General features: G+C 45.4%; 17 protein-coding genes. 12 read left to right on the forward strand and 5 right to left on the reverse strand.

Annotated features, from left to right (window positions below; translation table 11 throughout):
* Positions 1 to 3 precede the first annotated feature (3 nt).
* The 8 genes from L3V36_RS16905 (at position 4) to fis (ending at position 7,965) form a co-directional block, all read left to right on the forward strand.
* Positions 4 to 636: a 3'-5' exonuclease gene (locus tag L3V36_RS16905; protein ID WP_004729733.1), complete on the forward strand. Its 633-nt coding sequence runs from the start codon at positions 4 to 6 to the stop codon at positions 634 to 636.
* A gap of 218 nt (positions 637 to 854) precedes the next feature.
* A complete protein-coding gene (gene acs, locus L3V36_RS16910) occupies positions 855 to 2,804 on the forward strand; it encodes an acetate--CoA ligase (protein ID WP_004729734.1) in 1,950 nt (649 codons plus the stop codon).
* 323 nt (positions 2,805 to 3,127) lie between these two features.
* On the forward strand, positions 3,128 to 3,577 hold the full coding sequence (aroQ, locus tag L3V36_RS16915; RefSeq protein WP_029224581.1) for a type II 3-dehydroquinate dehydratase: 450 nt from the start codon (positions 3,128 to 3,130) through the stop codon (positions 3,575 to 3,577).
* A gap of 74 nt (positions 3,578 to 3,651) precedes the next feature.
* Positions 3,652 to 4,101 (forward strand): acetyl-CoA carboxylase biotin carboxyl carrier protein, encoded by a 450-nt coding sequence (accB, locus tag L3V36_RS16920; protein ID WP_102447475.1) that lies wholly within the window; start codon positions 3,652 to 3,654, stop codon positions 4,099 to 4,101.
* Between the two features lie 15 nt (positions 4,102 to 4,116).
* Positions 4,117 to 5,460, forward strand: coding sequence for an acetyl-CoA carboxylase biotin carboxylase subunit (gene accC / locus L3V36_RS16925; RefSeq protein ID WP_004729738.1), 1,344 nt, complete (start codon positions 4,117 to 4,119; stop codon positions 5,458 to 5,460).
* 188 nt (positions 5,461 to 5,648) lie between these two features.
* Complete coding sequence (gene prmA, locus L3V36_RS16930) at positions 5,649 to 6,536, forward strand: 50S ribosomal protein L11 methyltransferase (RefSeq protein WP_017083825.1); 888 nt, start codon at positions 5,649 to 5,651, stop codon at positions 6,534 to 6,536.
* 140 nt (positions 6,537 to 6,676) lie between these two features.
* On the forward strand, positions 6,677 to 7,645 hold the full coding sequence (dusB, locus tag L3V36_RS16935) for a tRNA dihydrouridine synthase DusB (RefSeq protein WP_004729742.1): 969 nt from the start codon (positions 6,677 to 6,679) through the stop codon (positions 7,643 to 7,645).
* Between the two features lie 23 nt (positions 7,646 to 7,668).
* The gene (fis, locus tag L3V36_RS16940) at positions 7,669 to 7,965 is read left to right on the forward strand and encodes a DNA-binding transcriptional regulator Fis (RefSeq protein ID WP_004729744.1); all 297 of its coding nucleotides are present in this window, start codon (positions 7,669 to 7,671) and stop codon (positions 7,963 to 7,965) included.
* Positions 7,966 to 8,056: 91 nt separating this feature from the next.
* Here fis and zntR read toward each other — a convergent pair whose 3' ends face one another.
* Positions 8,057 to 8,497 carry a Zn(2+)-responsive transcriptional regulator gene (zntR, locus tag L3V36_RS16945; protein ID WP_029222059.1) on the reverse strand — a complete coding sequence of 147 codons (441 nt, stop codon included), beginning with the start codon at positions 8,495 to 8,497 and terminating at the stop codon, positions 8,057 to 8,059.
* Between the two features lie 325 nt (positions 8,498 to 8,822).
* Here zntR and purH point away from each other — a divergent pair, with 325 nt between their 5' ends.
* On the forward strand, positions 8,823 to 10,433 hold the full coding sequence (purH, locus tag L3V36_RS16950) for a bifunctional phosphoribosylaminoimidazolecarboxamide formyltransferase/IMP cyclohydrolase (protein ID WP_208775120.1): 1,611 nt from the start codon (positions 8,823 to 8,825) through the stop codon (positions 10,431 to 10,433).
* A 282-nt stretch (positions 10,434 to 10,715) separates the two neighbouring features.
* A complete protein-coding gene (gene purD, locus L3V36_RS16955; protein ID WP_208775118.1) occupies positions 10,716 to 12,005 on the forward strand; it encodes a phosphoribosylamine--glycine ligase in 1,290 nt (429 codons plus the stop codon).
* A gap of 182 nt (positions 12,006 to 12,187) precedes the next feature.
* Here purD and L3V36_RS16960 read toward each other — a convergent pair whose 3' ends face one another.
* Both L3V36_RS16960 and hupA read right to left on the reverse strand, forming a co-directional pair.
* Positions 12,188 to 12,886 carry a DUF1481 domain-containing protein gene (locus tag L3V36_RS16960; protein WP_004729751.1) on the reverse strand — a complete coding sequence of 233 codons (699 nt, stop codon included), beginning with the start codon at positions 12,884 to 12,886 and terminating at the stop codon, positions 12,188 to 12,190.
* 47 nt (positions 12,887 to 12,933) lie between these two features.
* Positions 12,934 to 13,206, reverse strand: coding sequence for a nucleoid-associated protein HU-alpha (gene hupA / locus L3V36_RS16965; RefSeq protein WP_004729753.1), 273 nt, complete (start codon positions 13,204 to 13,206; stop codon positions 12,934 to 12,936).
* 270 nt (positions 13,207 to 13,476) lie between these two features.
* Between hupA and L3V36_RS16970 the strand changes: the two genes are divergently transcribed.
* Positions 13,477 to 14,628, forward strand: a complete 1,152-nt coding sequence (locus L3V36_RS16970) for a hemolysin family protein (protein ID WP_017077566.1) — start codon at positions 13,477 to 13,479, stop codon at positions 14,626 to 14,628.
* 80 nt (positions 14,629 to 14,708) lie between these two features.
* Here the strand turns inward: L3V36_RS16970 and L3V36_RS16975 are convergent, their stop codons facing one another.
* The gene (locus tag L3V36_RS16975; protein ID WP_004729756.1) at positions 14,709 to 15,296 is read right to left on the reverse strand and encodes a DUF416 family protein; all 588 of its coding nucleotides are present in this window, start codon (positions 15,294 to 15,296) and stop codon (positions 14,709 to 14,711) included.
* Positions 15,297 to 15,367: 71 nt separating this feature from the next.
* Between L3V36_RS16975 and L3V36_RS16980 the strand changes: the two genes are divergently transcribed.
* Positions 15,368 to 16,294 carry a D-2-hydroxyacid dehydrogenase gene (locus tag L3V36_RS16980; RefSeq protein ID WP_102447477.1) on the forward strand — a complete coding sequence of 309 codons (927 nt, stop codon included), beginning with the start codon at positions 15,368 to 15,370 and terminating at the stop codon, positions 16,292 to 16,294.
* A gap of 5 nt (positions 16,295 to 16,299) precedes the next feature.
* Here the strand turns inward: L3V36_RS16980 and L3V36_RS16985 are convergent, their stop codons facing one another.
* Positions 16,300 to 16,845, reverse strand: a complete 546-nt coding sequence (locus L3V36_RS16985; protein WP_017094033.1) for a DUF4136 domain-containing protein — start codon at positions 16,843 to 16,845, stop codon at positions 16,300 to 16,302.
* Between the last annotated feature and the right edge of the window lie 18 nt (positions 16,846 to 16,863).

A 16,863-nucleotide genomic window follows, 5' to 3' on the forward strand; every position in this document is an offset into this window, starting at 1 on the left:
ACGATGAATAGATTGGTTCGTTATTACTGGCATCACAAGCTCAAAGGCTCTCCTTATCAGCCTCTGTTTGCTACGCCTACACATAATGAATATGTATCGCTCGATTGTGAAACCACCAGCCTCGACCCTAATCAGGCGGAACTAGTCACTATTGCCGCGACAAAGATCATCGGTAACCGAATCATTACCAGCCAACCTTTTGAAGTTCGACTCAGAGCACCTCAGTCACTCGATTGCAATTCCATCAAAATCCACCGCATTCGCCATCAAGATCTAAAGCACGGTATAGAAGAGAAACAAGCCCTAATTGAGCTACTGAACTTCATCGGAAATCGTCCTTTAGTCGGCTATCACATCCGCTATGACAAGAAGATTCTCGACCGTGCCTGTTTAAAACAGCTTGGGTTTCCACTGCCTAACCGATTAGTCGAAGTGAGCCAGCTCTACCAAGATAAACTCGAAAGGCAGCTACCCAATGCCTATTTTGACCTCAGTATCGATGCTATCTGTCGTCAGCTCGATTTACCTATCCCGGTCAATAAACATGATGCATTACAAGATGCTATCTCCGCTGCTCTGATTTTTGTTCGCCTAAAGCACGGCGACTTACCGCGCTTCAACTCTTCGTATACCTAATTCAACTACTGCCTTTCCACATAGAGAGCAATCTCTCAAAAATGAACTTAACTCGCTATTTTTTAAGTGAAAAGCGGCGTCTCATCCTAAAGTCTAATTGTGGAAATCGCCGTCCTAGCCGAGAGTGATAGCACAACGACGGTTCTGTAATAGACCTAGAAACTGAACACAAAGGAAGTTGCCAGTTCATTAGGAATGTAGGCACAAGGAGAGATGCAATGAGTGAAGCCCACGTTTATCCGGTAAAAGAAAATATTAAATCAACCACGCACGCGGATAATGACACTTACCTAGCCATGTACCAACAATCTGTTTCTGACCCTGAAGGCTTTTGGGGTGAACACGGAAAAATCGTTGATTGGATTAAGCCTTTCACACAGGTAAAAAACACCTCTTTCGACCCTGGCCACATTGACATTCGCTGGTTTGAAGATGGCACGCTTAACGTTTCGGCTAACTGTATCGACCGCCACCTTGCTGAGCGCGGTGATGAAGTCGCTATTATCTGGGAAGGCGATGACCCAGCTGATGATAAAACCCTAACCTTTAACGAACTGCACAAAGAAGTGTGCCTGTTTTCAAATGCTCTGAAAGAGCAAGGTGTACGCAAAGGTGATGTGGTTTGTTTATACATGCCAATGGTTCCAGAAGCTGCTGTTGCCATGCTGGCATGTACCCGTATCGGTGCGGTTCACACAGTCGTATTTGGTGGTTTCTCACCAGAAGCTCTGTCTGGTCGTATTATCGATTCAAATTCTAAAGTCGTTATCACTGCCGATGAAGGCGTGCGTGGCGGCCGTGCTGTTCCACTGAAGAAAAACGTCGATGAAGCACTGACTAACCCTGAAGTGAAAAACATCGAGAAGGTTGTCGTATTCAAACGCACCGGCGGTGATGTTGCTTGGCACGAACACCGTGATGTTTGGTGGCATGATGCTATTGCTAATGTATCGGCAGATTGCCCACCAGAAGAGATGAACGCAGAAGACCCACTATTCATCCTTTATACGTCAGGCTCTACAGGTAAACCGAAAGGTGTTATGCACACCACAGGTGGCTACCTTGTTTATGCAGCCATGACCTTCAAATACGTATTCGACTACCAAGAAGGCGAAACCTTCTGGTGTACAGCGGATGTAGGCTGGATTACCGGTCACACTTACCTTGTTTACGGGCCGCTTGCCAATGGCGCAAAAACAATCCTATTCGAAGGCGTGCCTAATTACCCGAACACAAGCCGTATGAGTGAAGTGGTCGATAAGCATCAAGTTAATATTCTTTATACTGCACCAACAGCGATTCGCGCTTTGATGGCGAAAGGTAATGAAGCGGTTGAAGGTACTTCTCGTGACAGCCTAAGAGTCATGGGTTCAGTAGGTGAACCTATCAACCCTGAAGCGTGGGAGTGGTATTACAAAACAATCGGTAATGAGCAGTCTCCGATTGTCGATACATGGTGGCAAACAGAAACGGGCGGTATCTTAATCTCACCACTGCCGGGCGCAACAGACCTAAAACCGGGTTCAGCGACTCGCCCATTCTTCGGTGTACAGCCCGCGCTGGTTGATAACATGGGTAACATCATTGAGGGTGCAACAGACGGCAACCTTGTGATTCTTGACTCTTGGCCAGGCCAGATGCGTACCGTACATGGCGATCATGACCGTTTTGAACAGACTTACTTCTCAACCTTTAAAGGCATGTACTTTACCAGTGATGGTGCTCGTCGTGATGAAGACGGTTACTACTGGATTACTGGCCGTGTTGATGACGTGCTTAACGTATCTGGTCACCGTATGGGTACCGCTGAGATTGAATCGGCTCTAGTGGCGTTTGATAAGATTGCTGAGGCCGCGATTGTCGGTATTCCTCATGATATTAAAGGCCAAGCCATTTACGCTTACATCACATTGAATGATGGTGAGTTCCCAACTGCAGAGCTTCATAAAGAAGTGAAAGACTGGGTACGTAAAGAGATTGGTCCTATCGCAACGCCAGATGTCCTGCATTGGACAGACTCTCTGCCAAAAACTCGTTCGGGTAAGATCATGCGTCGTATCCTGCGTAAAATTGCCACCGGCGATACTGGAAACCTAGGTGATACCTCGACACTGGCCGACCCAAGTGTGGTTGATAAACTGATTGCAGAGAAAGCAGAACTGGCATAAGCAACCCGTCACATTAGCTAATCACTGTTTAAAACAGACCATAACGAAACCGTCACCTATGTGGCGGTTTTTTTATGACCGATCTTGATCTCAAATATCTTCGATAAAATTAAAGCCATCGTGGTTTTTTGTTAAGTTGATAACAATTCCATGCTGTACTTATAGGAGATTAGACCAGTAAATTGCTGCGATTTGCGCTGAATTAGCTATAATCTGGTTCTAATTTTTAAATTTGGGTTTTTCTTACTGGAAATTAACCCCAAATTTTCAATAAAATGGCAACATTCACATTCGTAAACACGATAAAGGAAGATAGCCCCACAATGTCTACAAAGTTTCGCATTCTAGTTTTAAATGGCCCAAACCTTAACCTGTTAGGCCTTAGAGAGCCTGCACACTACGGTTCTCAAACACTTGACCAGATTATTAGCTCATTGACCGAGCAAGCGAAAACACAAGATGTTGAGCTGTCTCACTTACAGTCAAATCGTGAGTATGAACTGATTGAAGCTATCCATAGTGCTTATCAAAATGTTGATTTCATTATTATCAACCCAGCGGCCTTTACACATACCAGTGTGGCGTTGCGTGATGCACTACTTGGTGTTGCTATCCCATTTATTGAGGTTCACCTATCGAATGTTCACGCACGTGAATCATTCCGTCACCACTCTTACCTATCTGATAAAGCAGAAGGTGTGATTTGTGGCTTAGGTGCCCAAGGTTATCAATTTGCTTTGACGGCTGCGCTCAACAAGCTCAACGCAAAGTAAATAAAAACAACGAACTATTACTAACCTACTCAGTCAAAGAGTAAGTTCAATTAACAGATAAAGAGAAAGAAACAATGGATATTCGCAAAATCAAAAAGCTAATCGAATTGGTTGAAGAGTCTGGTATTTCTGAGCTAGAAATCTCTGAAGGTGAAGAGTCAGTACGAATCAGTCGTAACAGCCCTGTATCTACAGCACCGATTCAATATGCAGCGGCTCCAGCTCCTGTAGCGGCAGCACCTGCGGCGGCACCTGTAGCAGCAGAAGCAGCAGCTCCTGCAGTTCCAGCTGGTCACCAAGTTCTTTCTCCAATGGTTGGTACTTTCTACGGCGCTCCAAGCCCAGATGCAAAACCATTCGTTAAGGTTGGTCAATCTGTAACTGCTGGCGAAACGCTATGTATCGTTGAAGCAATGAAAATGATGAACCAAATCGAAGCTGATAAATCTGGTGTTGTAACGGCTATCCTAGTTGAAGACGGTCAACCAGTAGAATTCGACCAAGCTCTAGTAATTATCGAATAATAGAGAGCACTCATTATGTTAGATAAATTAGTAATCGCGAACCGTGGTGAAATTGCACTGCGTATTCTGCGAGCATGTAAAGAGCTTGGCATCAAAACGGTAGCGGTTCACTCAACAGCTGACCGCGATCTTAAGCACGTACTGCTTGCTGACGAAACCATTTGTATCGGTCCAGCTCGTGGTATCGATAGCTACCTAAACATCCCTCGTATCATCAGCGCAGCTGAAGTTACAGGTGCAGTAGCTGTTCACCCTGGCTACGGCTTCCTATCTGAAAATGCAGATTTTGCAGAACAGGTAGAGCGCAGTGGTTTTATCTTCGTTGGCCCTAAAGCTGAAACCATTCGCATGATGGGTGACAAAGTGTCAGCTATCACGTCAATGAAGAAAGCTGGCGTACCTTGTGTACCGGGTTCTGACGGCCCTCTTGATGATGATGAAGTGAAAAACAAAGCGCACGCTAAGCGCATTGGTTTCCCTGTAATCATCAAGGCATCTGGCGGCGGCGGCGGTCGTGGTATGCGTGTTGTTCGTACTGAAAAAGAACTAACAGAAGCTATCGCGATGACGCGTGCTGAAGCAAAAGCATGTTTCAATAACGACATGGTTTACATGGAAAAATTCCTAGAAAACCCACGTCATATTGAAGTACAAGTGCTTGCAGATGGCCAAGGCAATGCTATCCACCTAGGTGAGCGTGACTGTTCAATGCAGCGTCGTCACCAGAAAGTTGTGGAAGAAGCACCAGCTCCAGGTATCACTGAAGAGATGCGTAAGTACATCGGTGACCGTTGTACTCGTGCATGTCTTGAGATTGGTTACCGCGGCGCAGGTACATTTGAATTCCTATACGAGAACGGTGAGTTCTACTTCATCGAAATGAACACTCGTATCCAGGTTGAGCACACGATTACTGAAATGGTAACGGGTATCGACCTAGTGAAAGAGCAACTTCGCATTGCTGCTGGTCAGCCTCTATCATTCACACAGGATGATATTAAGCTGCGCGGCCACTCAATCGAATGTCGTATCAACGCGGAAGATCCAGTTCGTTTCTTACCATCTCCAGGTAAGATCACGCGCTTCCATGCTCCAGGTGGTATGGGTGTTCGTTGGGAATCTCACATCTATACTGGCTACACAGTACCACCACACTACGATTCAATGATCGGCAAGCTGATCACTTACGGTGAGAACCGTGACGTAGCGATTGCACGTATGAAGAACGCACTAGCAGAAATGATTGTTGAAGGTATCAACGTCAATACTGAGCTGCAATTAGCGATTATGAACGACGAAAACTTCCAACACGGTGGGGCAAACATCCACTACCTTGAGAAGAAACTTGGTCTGCAATAGAAGCTAGTCTTCCGTAATACGTTCTCTGTAGAACAGTAATAAATGCTCACTTCGGTGGGCATTTTTGTTTTTAAACACTCGCAAAAATCAATCAATAATCCCTCTTATAATCCGCGGTGTTTTGATGAATTTGCTCATATTTTCTGCTAGACTCCCCATCCAATTTTTCTCATATAGAAGATGCAGCCATGCCTTGGATTCAAATCAAGCTTAATGCGACCAATGAAAATGCCGAACAAATCGGCGACATGTTAATGGAAGAGACTGGTGCTCTTTCCGTAACTTTCCTGGATGCACAAGATACCCCTGTATTTGAGCCTCTGCCGGGTGAAACTCGCCTTTGGGGTGATACTGACATTCTCGCGCTTTACGACGCTGAGACTGATACTGGTGTCGTTCTAGCGCAGATTAAAGCAAGCAACATGTTCCCTGCAGACTTTGCTCATAAAGTAGAGCAAATTGAAGACAAGGATTGGGAACGTGAATGGATGGACAACTTCCACCCAATGAAGTTTGGTGAGCGTTTATGGATCTGCCCTAGCTGGCGCGATATCCCTGAACCTGACGCTGTAAACGTAATGCTGGATCCCGGTCTTGCATTTGGTACAGGTACTCACCCGACAACGGCATTGTGTCTTGAGTGGCTTGAAGGCTTAGACCTTACAGGCAAAACCGTGATCGATTTCGGTTGTGGTTCAGGCATCCTAGCGATCGCTGCGATCAAACTTGGCGCGGCAAAAGTTATCGGGATCGACATTGATCCTCAAGCCCTGCTTGCATCAAAAGACAACGCACAACGCAATGGCGTGGCAGAGCAACTAGAAGTCTTCTTACCACAAGATCAACCGGAAGGTTTACTTGCTGACGTTGTTGTTGCCAACATCCTTGCTGGCCCATTACGCGACCTTTCTGGCATCATTAAAGGCCTAGTTAAGCCAAATGGTGTACTTGCGATGTCGGGTGTTTTAGATACACAAGCGGAAGATGTTGCGACTTATTATCGTGATGAGCTTCACATTGATCCGATCATTGAACAACAAGAATGGTGTCGAATCTCAGGTCAGAAGCAAGGCTAGGTAAGACTTTGAGCGCTAATTGACTGAAATTTAAACAAATTACAAAAACAAATTGTAAATGCTCAAATATTAGTCTTTTCACGCAGCGAAAAAATGCGTAAAATGCGCGCCCTTGCTGGTACAGAACTGTGATGACATTTTTGAAAATCGGAAATTATCAACTTAAGAACAATCTAATCGTCGCTCCTATGGCTGGCGTAACGGATAGACCATTCCGTGAGTTGTGTCTTCGTTACGGTGCGGGGATGGCAGTCAGTGAAATGATGTCCTCCAATCCTAAAGTTTGGAAAACGTCAAAGTCTCAGCAGCGTATGGTACATGAAGGCGAATCGGGCATTCGTTCAGTACAAATCGCTGGTGCAGATCCACAGCTTATGGCCGAGGCTGCTCAATTTAATGTCGATAACGGTGCGCAAATCATCGATATCAACATGGGGTGTCCAGCCAAAAAAGTGAATAAGAAGCTTGCGGGCTCAGCTCTACTGCAGCATCCAGAACTCATTGAAGATATTCTGAAAGCGGTGGTAAATGCTGTCGACGTTCCAGTAACGTTGAAAACGCGCACAGGCTGGGACACAGACAACAGAAACTGTGTTCAAATCGCGAAAATAGCCGAAGACTGCGGCATACAAGCTCTTGCCCTTCATGGGAGAACTCGCGCTTGTATGTACAAAGGTGAGGCAGAATACAAACACATTAAAGCAGCGAAACAAGCAGTATCTATTCCGGTTATCGCTAACGGTGATATCGATAGCCCGGAAAAAGCGAAGTTTGTGCTGGAGTACACCGGTGCTGATGCTTTAATGATAGGTCGACCTGCCCAAGGACGTCCTTGGATTTTTAACGAAATCCTACACTATTTGGAAAACGGCACCACGATGGACCCGCTCCCGATTTCGGAAGTGAAAGACATCATGCTTGGTCATGTGAACGCTCTACATGAGTTTTATGGCGAGTTTTTAGGCCCCCGAATTGCTCGTAAGCATGTGGGTTGGTACCTAAAAGAACATGAACAAGCGAGTGAGTTTCGCCGTACCTTCAACGCATTCGAAGCAGGTGATCTGCAGCTTGAAGCGCTAGAAGGTTTTTTTGATAACGTTGCACCATAATTACGAGAAGAGCTAGACCGAATATGTTCGAACAAAATCTGACTTCAGAAGCATTGACAGTAACTACAGTTACATCACAAGACCAAATCACGCAGAAACCACTACGTGACTCAGTTAAAGCATCATTGAAAAATTACCTTGCTCAATTAAACGGTCAAGAAGTCAGCGAGTTATACGAATTAGTATTAGCTGAAGTTGAACAGCCACTACTAGACACTATCATGCAGTACACTCGCGGTAACCAAACTCGCGCAGCAACCATGATGGGTATTAACCGCGGTACTCTTCGCAAGAAACTTAAAAAATACGGCATGAACTAATCGTTCTTTCGTAATTTATTGAATGGAAAGCCAAGCTCATTTTTTGAGTTTGGCTTTTTTTTTGGCTTGTCGAACCGTAATAGGTGGCTGATTACTCTCCAGTGCGACAGCAGCGCTCTTTATCAACGTTTGCTGAATCCAAGGCTGCCAGAATAGAACAATGGCTTGCATCGTCGTCTACGTGGCCACAACACGCATCATTGATCTTTTTAAGTGCAGTGCGAATCTTGGTTAACTCGGTAATCTTCTCATCGATCATCTCTAGTTTTGCTGAGGTAATTGATTTCACTTCGGCGCAACTGTGCTGTGTGGCTTCGAGACGAATCTCAAGCAATTCTTTAATCTCGTCCAGACTCAGTCCCAACGCTTTAGATTTGAGAATAAACGTCACCTGTTTCTGGTTATTTTCATCATATAGGCGATAACCCGACTCACTGCGACTGGCTGGCGCGATCAGGTTATTCTTCTCATAAAATCGTAAGGTATCGGCTGTCACACCGCATCGTTTCGCTAATTCACCGATCTGAAACATGTTTTTTCCTACTGTTCCGTCCATTCCACAATTAACCTTATCGTTACTTTTCAGGCTGAAATGGCACTTTTCATAATTAATTTTGAGATGCCAAACGATTGCGCGAGCTTTTTTGTAATAAATTAGTTAGAATCTGCGCCATCAAATTTGGAGTTGGTTATCTTATAGCTTAATCATAAGACTAACCCAAAAGGTCTTTACCAAAACTGGCCAATATTTTATCTCTTACTGGTATCTAAGATAATCCACGCTAAGAAGATAGAAACAAGTTCTTTTTTGGCAAATATCTTTATTTTAACCCCATGAATTTGAGGAAGATGGAAGCATGAATAACGCTCGTCCAATTCGCCGCGCTCTCATCAGCGTATCAGACAAAACTGGTATCGTTGAATTTGCACAAGCTCTTGCTAACCGTGGTGTAGATATCCTATCTACCGGTGGCACTGCTCGCCTGCTTGCTGAAAAAGGCATCTCTGTTACAGAAGTATCTGATTACACTGGTTTCCCAGAAATGATGGATGGCCGTGTTAAGACTCTGCACCCAAAAGTTCATGGTGGTGTTCTAGGCCGTCGTGGCCAAGATGATGACGTGATGGAAACTCACGGTATCAACCCTATCGATATGGTTGTTGTAAACCTATACCCATTCGCAGAAACCGTTGCTAAAGAAGGTTGTACCCTTGCTGACGCTGTTGAGAATATCGACATCGGTGGCCCTACAATGGTTCGCTCTGCGGCTAAAAACCACAAAGACGTAACAATCGTTGTAAACGCACACGACTACGAGCGCGTTGTCACTGAAATGGACGCTAACGAGCAATCTCTAACCCTAGAGACTCGCTTCGACCTCGCTATCGCAGCATTCGAACACACGGCTTCTTACGACGGTATGATCGCAAACTACTTCGGCACTATGGTTCCATCTTACGGTGCCTCTCTACTTGATGAAGAAGGAAAGAAGGCTGATGAAGAGTCTAAATTCCCTCGCACATTCAACCAACAGTTCGAGAAAAAACAAGACATGCGCTACGGTGAGAACAGCCACCAAGCAGCAGCTTTCTACGTTGAAGCAAACCCTGAAGAAGCGTCTGTATCTACAGCTCGTCAAATCCAAGGTAAAGCACTTTCTTACAACAACATCGCTGACACTGACGCAGCACTTGAGTGTGTGAAAGAGTTCGACCAGCCAGCATGTGTGATCGTTAAGCACGCTAACCCATGTGGTGTTGCACTAGGTGAAGACATCCTAGAAGCTTACGACCGCGCATTCAAAACAGACCCAACGTCTGCATTTGGCGGCATCATCGCTTTCAACCGTGAGCTAGACGCTGCAACAGCAACGGCTATCACTGAGCGTCAATTCGTTGAAGTTATCATTGCACCATCAGTTTCTGCTGAAGCAGTAGCAATCGTAGCAGCTAAGAAAAACCTTCGCCTACTTGAGTGTGGCGAGTGGACAACGAAGACAACTGGTTTTGACGTGAAACGCGTTAACGGCGGCCTGCTAGTTCAAGACCGCGACCAAGGCATGGTTTCTGAGGATGACCTAACCGTCGTTTCTAAGCGCCAACCTACAGCGGAAGAACTAAAAGACGCGCTATTCTGCTGGAAAGTAGCGAAGTACGTTAAATCTAACGCGATCGTTTACTCGAAAGGCGACATGACGATTGGTGTAGGCGCTGGCCAAATGAGCCGCGTTTACTCTGCAAAAATCGCAGGCATCAAAGCGGCAGACGAAGGTCTACAGGTTGAAGGTTGTGTGATGGCATCAGATGCATTCTTCCCATTCCGTGACGGTATCGACGCGGCAGCAGAAGCTGGCATCAAGTGTGTTATCCAACCGGGCGGCTCTATGCGTGATGACGAAGTTATCGCTGCAGCAGACGAACACGGCATGGCGATGATCTTTACGGGCATGCGTCACTTCCGCCACTAATTTCCTCTTCGTATTTGGCACTGTGGCGTCGTTAGCTGCTTTCGCCCACCCCGGTCACATAGCGGACTATGCTCCCGGGGATGGGCTCAATTGCTGCCTAGCCACATCACCAACTACTTTGAGCAAAACTTATAATTTTGTTTTTTAAATATTCCGATATTTGAAATACGTAGAGCAAGTCAGTGACTTTAGTTCAAGGAAAACACGCGGAGCTTATGACCATAAGTGAGCATGTTTGACACAGAAATAAAGGCTCTGAAGCAGCTATAAGGATTTTAAAACATGAATGTATTGATTATCGGTGCCGGCGGTCGTGAGCATGCACTTGGTTGGAAAGCGGCACAAAACCCAAACGTTGAAACAGTATTCATTGCTCCAGGCAACGCAGGTACTGCACTTGAGCCGAAACTTGAGAACGTAAACATCGGCGTTGAAGACATCGCTGGTTTAGTCGCGTTTGCTCAAGATAAAAAAATCGAACTGACTATCGTGGGCCCTGAAGCACCATTGGTTATCGGTGTGGTTGATGCATTCCGTGAAGTTGGCCTACCAATCTTTGGCCCAACTCAAGCGGCAGCACAGCTTGAAGGCTCTAAAGCATTCACCAAAGACTTCCTAGCTCGTCATGATATCCCAACAGGTTACTACTCAAACTTCACTGAGATTAAGCCAGCTATCGCTTACGTTCGCGAGCAAGGCGCTCCAATCGTAGTGAAAGCTGACGGTCTTGCCGCGGGTAAAGGCGTTATCGTTGCGATGACCCTTGAAGAAGCAGAAGACGCAATCAAAGACATGCTAGCGGGCAACGCCTTTGGCGAAGCTGGCAGCCGCGTGGTTATCGAAGAGTTCCTTGAAGGCGAAGAAGCAAGCTTCATCGTAATGGTTGACGGTTCTAGCGTACTTCCTATGGCCACCAGCCAAGATCACAAACGTGTTGGCGACAAAGACACTGGGCCTAACACGGGCGGCATGGGTGCTTACTCTCCTGCGCCGGTTGTAACTCCAGAAATCCACAACCGTATCCTTGAGGAAGTTATCTACCCAACGGTACGTGGCATGGACGCGGAAGGCGCACCTTACACAGGTTTCCTTTACGCTGGCCTAATGATCGATGCTGACGGCACACCTAAAGTTATCGAATACAACTGCCGCTTTGGCGACCCTGAAACGCAACCTATCATGATGCGTATGGAGTCTGACCTTGTTGAACTTTGCCTAATGGCTATCGACGAGAAACTCGACGAAGCAGAATCGAAGTGGGATCCACGCGCTTCTATCGGTGTTGTTCTTGCGGCTGGCGGTTACCCTGCTGACTACGCAAAAGGTGACGTTATTTCACTACCAACAAGCGAAGTTGAAGGTCAAAAGGTTTTCCACGCGGGTACGACAAATAATGAAGCTGGCGACGTTGTGACAAACGGCGGTCGTGTACTTTGTGCAACAGCACTGGGTAATACGGTTTCTGAGGCTCAAGAGCGCGCTTACGCGTTGACGAAGCAAGTTAGCTGGAATGGTATGTTCCACCGCAATGACATTGGTTACCGTGCGATTGCGCGCGAACAAGAGCAGTAAACAATCTTGTTGCTCGCTTACTTTCCAATAACAGTAAGCAAATGACAGCAAGTGAATAACAGAAAAAGGCGCCTCAATAGGCGCCTTTTTATTATCTCATCTATACAAGAAACTGTATTTGTACAGGCAAATAAGCACTTAGCCTACAGTAGGCCAAATACTCTTAATTCTTTGATTGCTTTCTATTCTTTCAGCAACGATGGCCTTACGACACAATCATGACTGTCTTCAGCCAGCATCAGTAACTCTTCTACGCTCATCTTACCGAGTAAGTCACTGCCAAGAAACGCCGCATAGCTTTCCACAGACGCCAATCGGTCAATCACGAAGCCTGGTAAGGTCTGGTTAAATTCAATGCGATCAAACTCACCACCAGCGCACGTTTTAAAAGAGCTGCCATTCCAGTAACCCTGAATCAGCCTAAGCCCTTCATCATGCTGCTTCGTTGTGGTCTCTAGAACCGACGTCGCTTCTTTCTGATAGTTTTCAAGCTGCTTGGCTTGGATCGGTAAGATTTTGCTGTCAATACGATACTGCTGATACACAGCCTCGCCTGACTTGTTGAAACGCACATGAACACGATAAGGCACCAACTTATTCGATGAATTACGCTGTTCGCCTTCACGAACGAATTCACGAAGTATACCTTCCGACCAAGCATAGTCAGTTTGGTACCAGCCGTAATCGCCGACAGTGACATAGTCAGCTGAAGAATGAGGTTGTGTTAGTTTATTAGTAACCCAGTAAAAACTTGTCGCGTCGCCCATGACTTGGCCGCCGGTGTGAGTTTCAAATTGCTCTAGGTTTTTGCTGGGGCTGGTCGATGAACAGCCAATGAGGAATGTAGATAATAGTGAAACGAGAAGAAATGCTTTTTTCATAAAAACCTGTACCGAGGTGGAATACGACTACCTCGGTACAGTTTAGATTATTTCACTGAATCTTTCAGCGCTTTACCTGCAACAAATGCTGGAACATTTGCAGCAGCGATTTGGATCTCATCACCAGTTTTTGGGTTACGACCAGTGCGAGCTGCACGGTGGTTTACTTTAAAAGTACCAAAACCAATTAGCTGAACTTGATCGCCATCTTTAAGAGCATCTGTAACACCACCAAGAGTCGCTTCTAGAGCAGCTTTAGCTTGTGCTTTAGAAAGGTCCGCTTTTTCAGCAATAAAGTCGATTAATTGAGTCTTGTTCATTTTAGGTTTCCCTTCTTTGTATTTTTGAATTCAATTTACTCTAAAACATAAATGCCCCATCTGGCAAAGGTTTGTCGTCGATCTTTAGCTCTAATGCCGTAGTTTTAGCCATAATATGAGTAATAACTCACAATTTGTTACTGATTTTATTGAGTAAGCCCTTGTTTAAAAGGGGCTGAGAGGCAAATTAATGATGACCTAGCCACTACTTTATCTCTATAATCCACGCTGAATCGCTGCTAAAGCGTACAATTTAATTTAAGGGCAAACATGCTGCTGCTAACTATTTACGTCTCCATTGCTATTGGAGTTTCTTTCATTTGTTCTGTTTTAGAAGCTGTACTTTTGAGTATTAGTCCGAGCTATATTGCTCAACTAAAACAAAATGGGCACCCTGCAGCAGAGTCTTTAGACAAACTGAAAACAGACATTGACCGCCCGCTCGCGTCAATTTTAACGCTCAACACCATCGCGCACACAATCGGTGCTGCGACGGCAGGTGCACAAGCGGCTGTGGTTTTTGGTAGCCAATGGTTAGGTGTATTCTCTGCCGTACTGACTTTGGGTATTTTGGTTTTGTCTGAGATTGTTCCAAAAACCATTGGTGCAACCTACTGGCGTCAACTTGCTCCAGCATCATCAAACGTACTTCGCTGGATGGTTTTCTTCCTAACACCGTTTGTCTGGTTCTCAGAACAGATCACCAAACGTCTTGCTCGTGGCCACCAAGCACCAAAAATGCGTGATGAGCTGTCTGCAATGGCTATTTTGGCAAAAGAAAGTGGTGAGTTTGCTGAAGGCGAATCAAAAATTCTGAGCAACCTATTAGGCATTCAAGATGTGCCCGTGACGCAGGTAATGACGCCGCGCCCTGTTGTATTCCGCGTCGATGCCGAAATGAGCGTGAATACGTTCCTAGAGCAGCACAAAGACACACCATTCTCGCGCCCATTAGTTTACAGCGAGCAAACTGACAACATCATTGGTTTTGTACACCGTCTGGAGCTGTTTAGATTGCAACAAGCGGGTTGTGGCGAGAAAGCTCTGGGTGAAGTAATGCGCCCTATCCACGTGTTGCTGAACAACATGGGCTTGGCTAAAGCCTTTGACCAAATGATGGCAAACCGCCTGCAGCTTTCCTTAGTAGTTGACGAGTACGGTACGATTCAGGGCATCATCACCCTAGAAGATATCTTTGAGCACCTAGTGGGCGAAGAGATTGTCGACGAGGCAGATAAGACGACTGACATGCAAGAACTGGCATTTCAGCGTTGGGAACAGTGGAAAGAAACACACGGTGTTATCGAAAACCGCGATGAAGAGGACGAGCTAGAGGAAAAAACTCTAACAGACAACGACACCTCAGACTCAAAGTCAGCGGATGAAGACAAGGTTCAAAAAGAAGACAAAAAAGACGCTTAATCTCAATTTGATAGCGTCAGATACAACAAAGGCTCCCTAGGGAGCCTTTGTTTTTATTCGTACTTTGATGCGATAGCGAATTATAACGCTACACCAATGTTACTTACTGGGTCTTCACGCAGTTCGTGGCGTAGATCTTTGATCAGCTCTAGGTCACGCTCAGTCGTTTCACGTAGAGGTCGGAAGATGGCCCACTGAACGTCCCACTCTTCACACACCGCTTCGTTTTCTTTCTGGTTTTCGTTTGTCACTTCTTCAGCGCCTTGAGCAAACTCAAGCTCAGCAACCGTCTTCACCGATTGTTGACTCACTTTAATGACAGTTTCAAGCAGATGCTCACGGTCAAGTAAGCCATGGATTAACGTTGCTAAGCCTTGGCACGCGTCCATCGCAGGGTAAACACCGTAGAAATCAAAATCATCTCCACTTGGGAATAGCTCTTCGACTTTCTCAAGCTGACGCTCAAAATTCACCTTTGCCGTTTTAACGGTTAAGATTTCCCAAATGCTATCCAAAACATCACGATAGATTCGAGCTTCCGCAAATTCTGTATTCTCACAAAACATGGCATAGTTAGGGTACATACGCTCACATAGACACGCCATAAAGGTAATTTGTTGCCAAGGTTCTAACTTTTCTAGACGAACCTGCAGTGGATTCTGAAGCATAGTCACTCAATAATTGCAGAAAAAGACAGCGAAAGTGTACTTGATAAACCTAGGATGGAAAAGGTAGGCCGATGAACAATTTTACGAATAAGCTCTATATTCTTACTGAGCATGACGATACTTATACGCAACTGATTCTAAACCAAGGGTTACCTGACCTCGAAATCACTCAAAACCCCGAATTAGCTGAGATCGTGCTGGCTTCTCCTCCTTTAATCGCGGAGCGACTTAATGAGTTTAAACATCTAGACTGGGTGCAAAGTACCTACGCAGGAATCAATAAACTCACTCAGCCGGATCTTCGTCAAGATTATACGCTGACCAACGTCAAAGGCATCTTCGGTCCTGCGATTGCTGAATACGTGTTAGGTTACACGATCAGCCACTGTAGACACTTCCCTCACTACCACCAGCAACAAGCACAACGAAGCTGGCAGCCACAGCTATATACTAGCCTAACTGACAAAACCATGGTGATTTTAGGAACAGGTTCAATCGGAAGTCATTTAGCGAAAACCGCAGCTGCCTTTGGTATTCATACCATTGGAGTCAACCGTACCGGCATCCCAACAAAGCAAGAGACCTTTAAAGAAACTTTCCACATCAATGAGATAGAGGCTGCCCTTAAGCAAGCGGATATTGTGGTCAACACCTTGCCATCAACAGCTGAAACCTATCAATTACTCAATCAAACGACCTTAAGTTACTGCTCGAATGTACTGCTGTTTAATGTTGGCAGAGGAGAGAGCTTAGATAACAAAGCCTTGCTGCTAGCGATTAAGAATAAGTGGGTTGAGCATGCTTTCTTGGATGTGTTTGAAAGTGAGCCCCTCTCGCAGGAGCACCCTTTCTGGACATTACCGCAAGTGACCATCACCCCGCACATTGCAGCGCTGAGTGAGCCAAGGCAAGTGATAGAGATCTTCGCCGAGAATTACCAACAGTGGCGAGATGGCTTTAAACTTAACCATGTCATCGATTTTGATAAAGGCTATTAGCCTTGTTATTCGACATTCGAAGAAGGAACGGGATAGTCTTCGAACATTTGTTTCACTTGATCTAAGATAAACTCATTCCGGTCTTCCGTGTCCATTGTCTCCTTGAGTTGTCTTTGAGATATGGAACGCCAAATCACATCGTTGGACTGAGTTTCAACTATGCTAATACTCAGTTTTCCATACTTTTTCTCTTTAACACGAGTGGGGGTGCTAACTCCTGCTCCATAGGCGTTGTTGATACTCCCAGTTCCGAAACCAAAGCTAAAAGTAGGCCCATCAGCAAGTAACTCGGATTCCTCAAGAATTTCGTAATAAACCGTAAGTTGTGCATCACTCTCTAAGAAACTGATTCCTCGGAACTTCATTTCTTCATCTACGGCTTTTTTAATTCGAGCAGCATCAAGTGTTAGAGGTGATTGCTTGGGTTCATCATATTGATAAGTTTTAAAGCCTGCGAAGCTGACTGAAGAATCATAATCAGTAGAAACGTCGGAAGCACAGCCAAGTAAGAGCAACAATAGCGTAAAGAATAAATACCTAAGTCTAAACATAAAACTTTCCGTTAGAGG

Origin of the sequence: Vibrio sp. G-C-1 (assembly GCF_021728015.1) — a bacterium.
In the GTDB taxonomy this organism is placed as follows: domain Bacteria; phylum Pseudomonadota; class Gammaproteobacteria; order Enterobacterales; family Vibrionaceae; genus Vibrio; species Vibrio splendidus.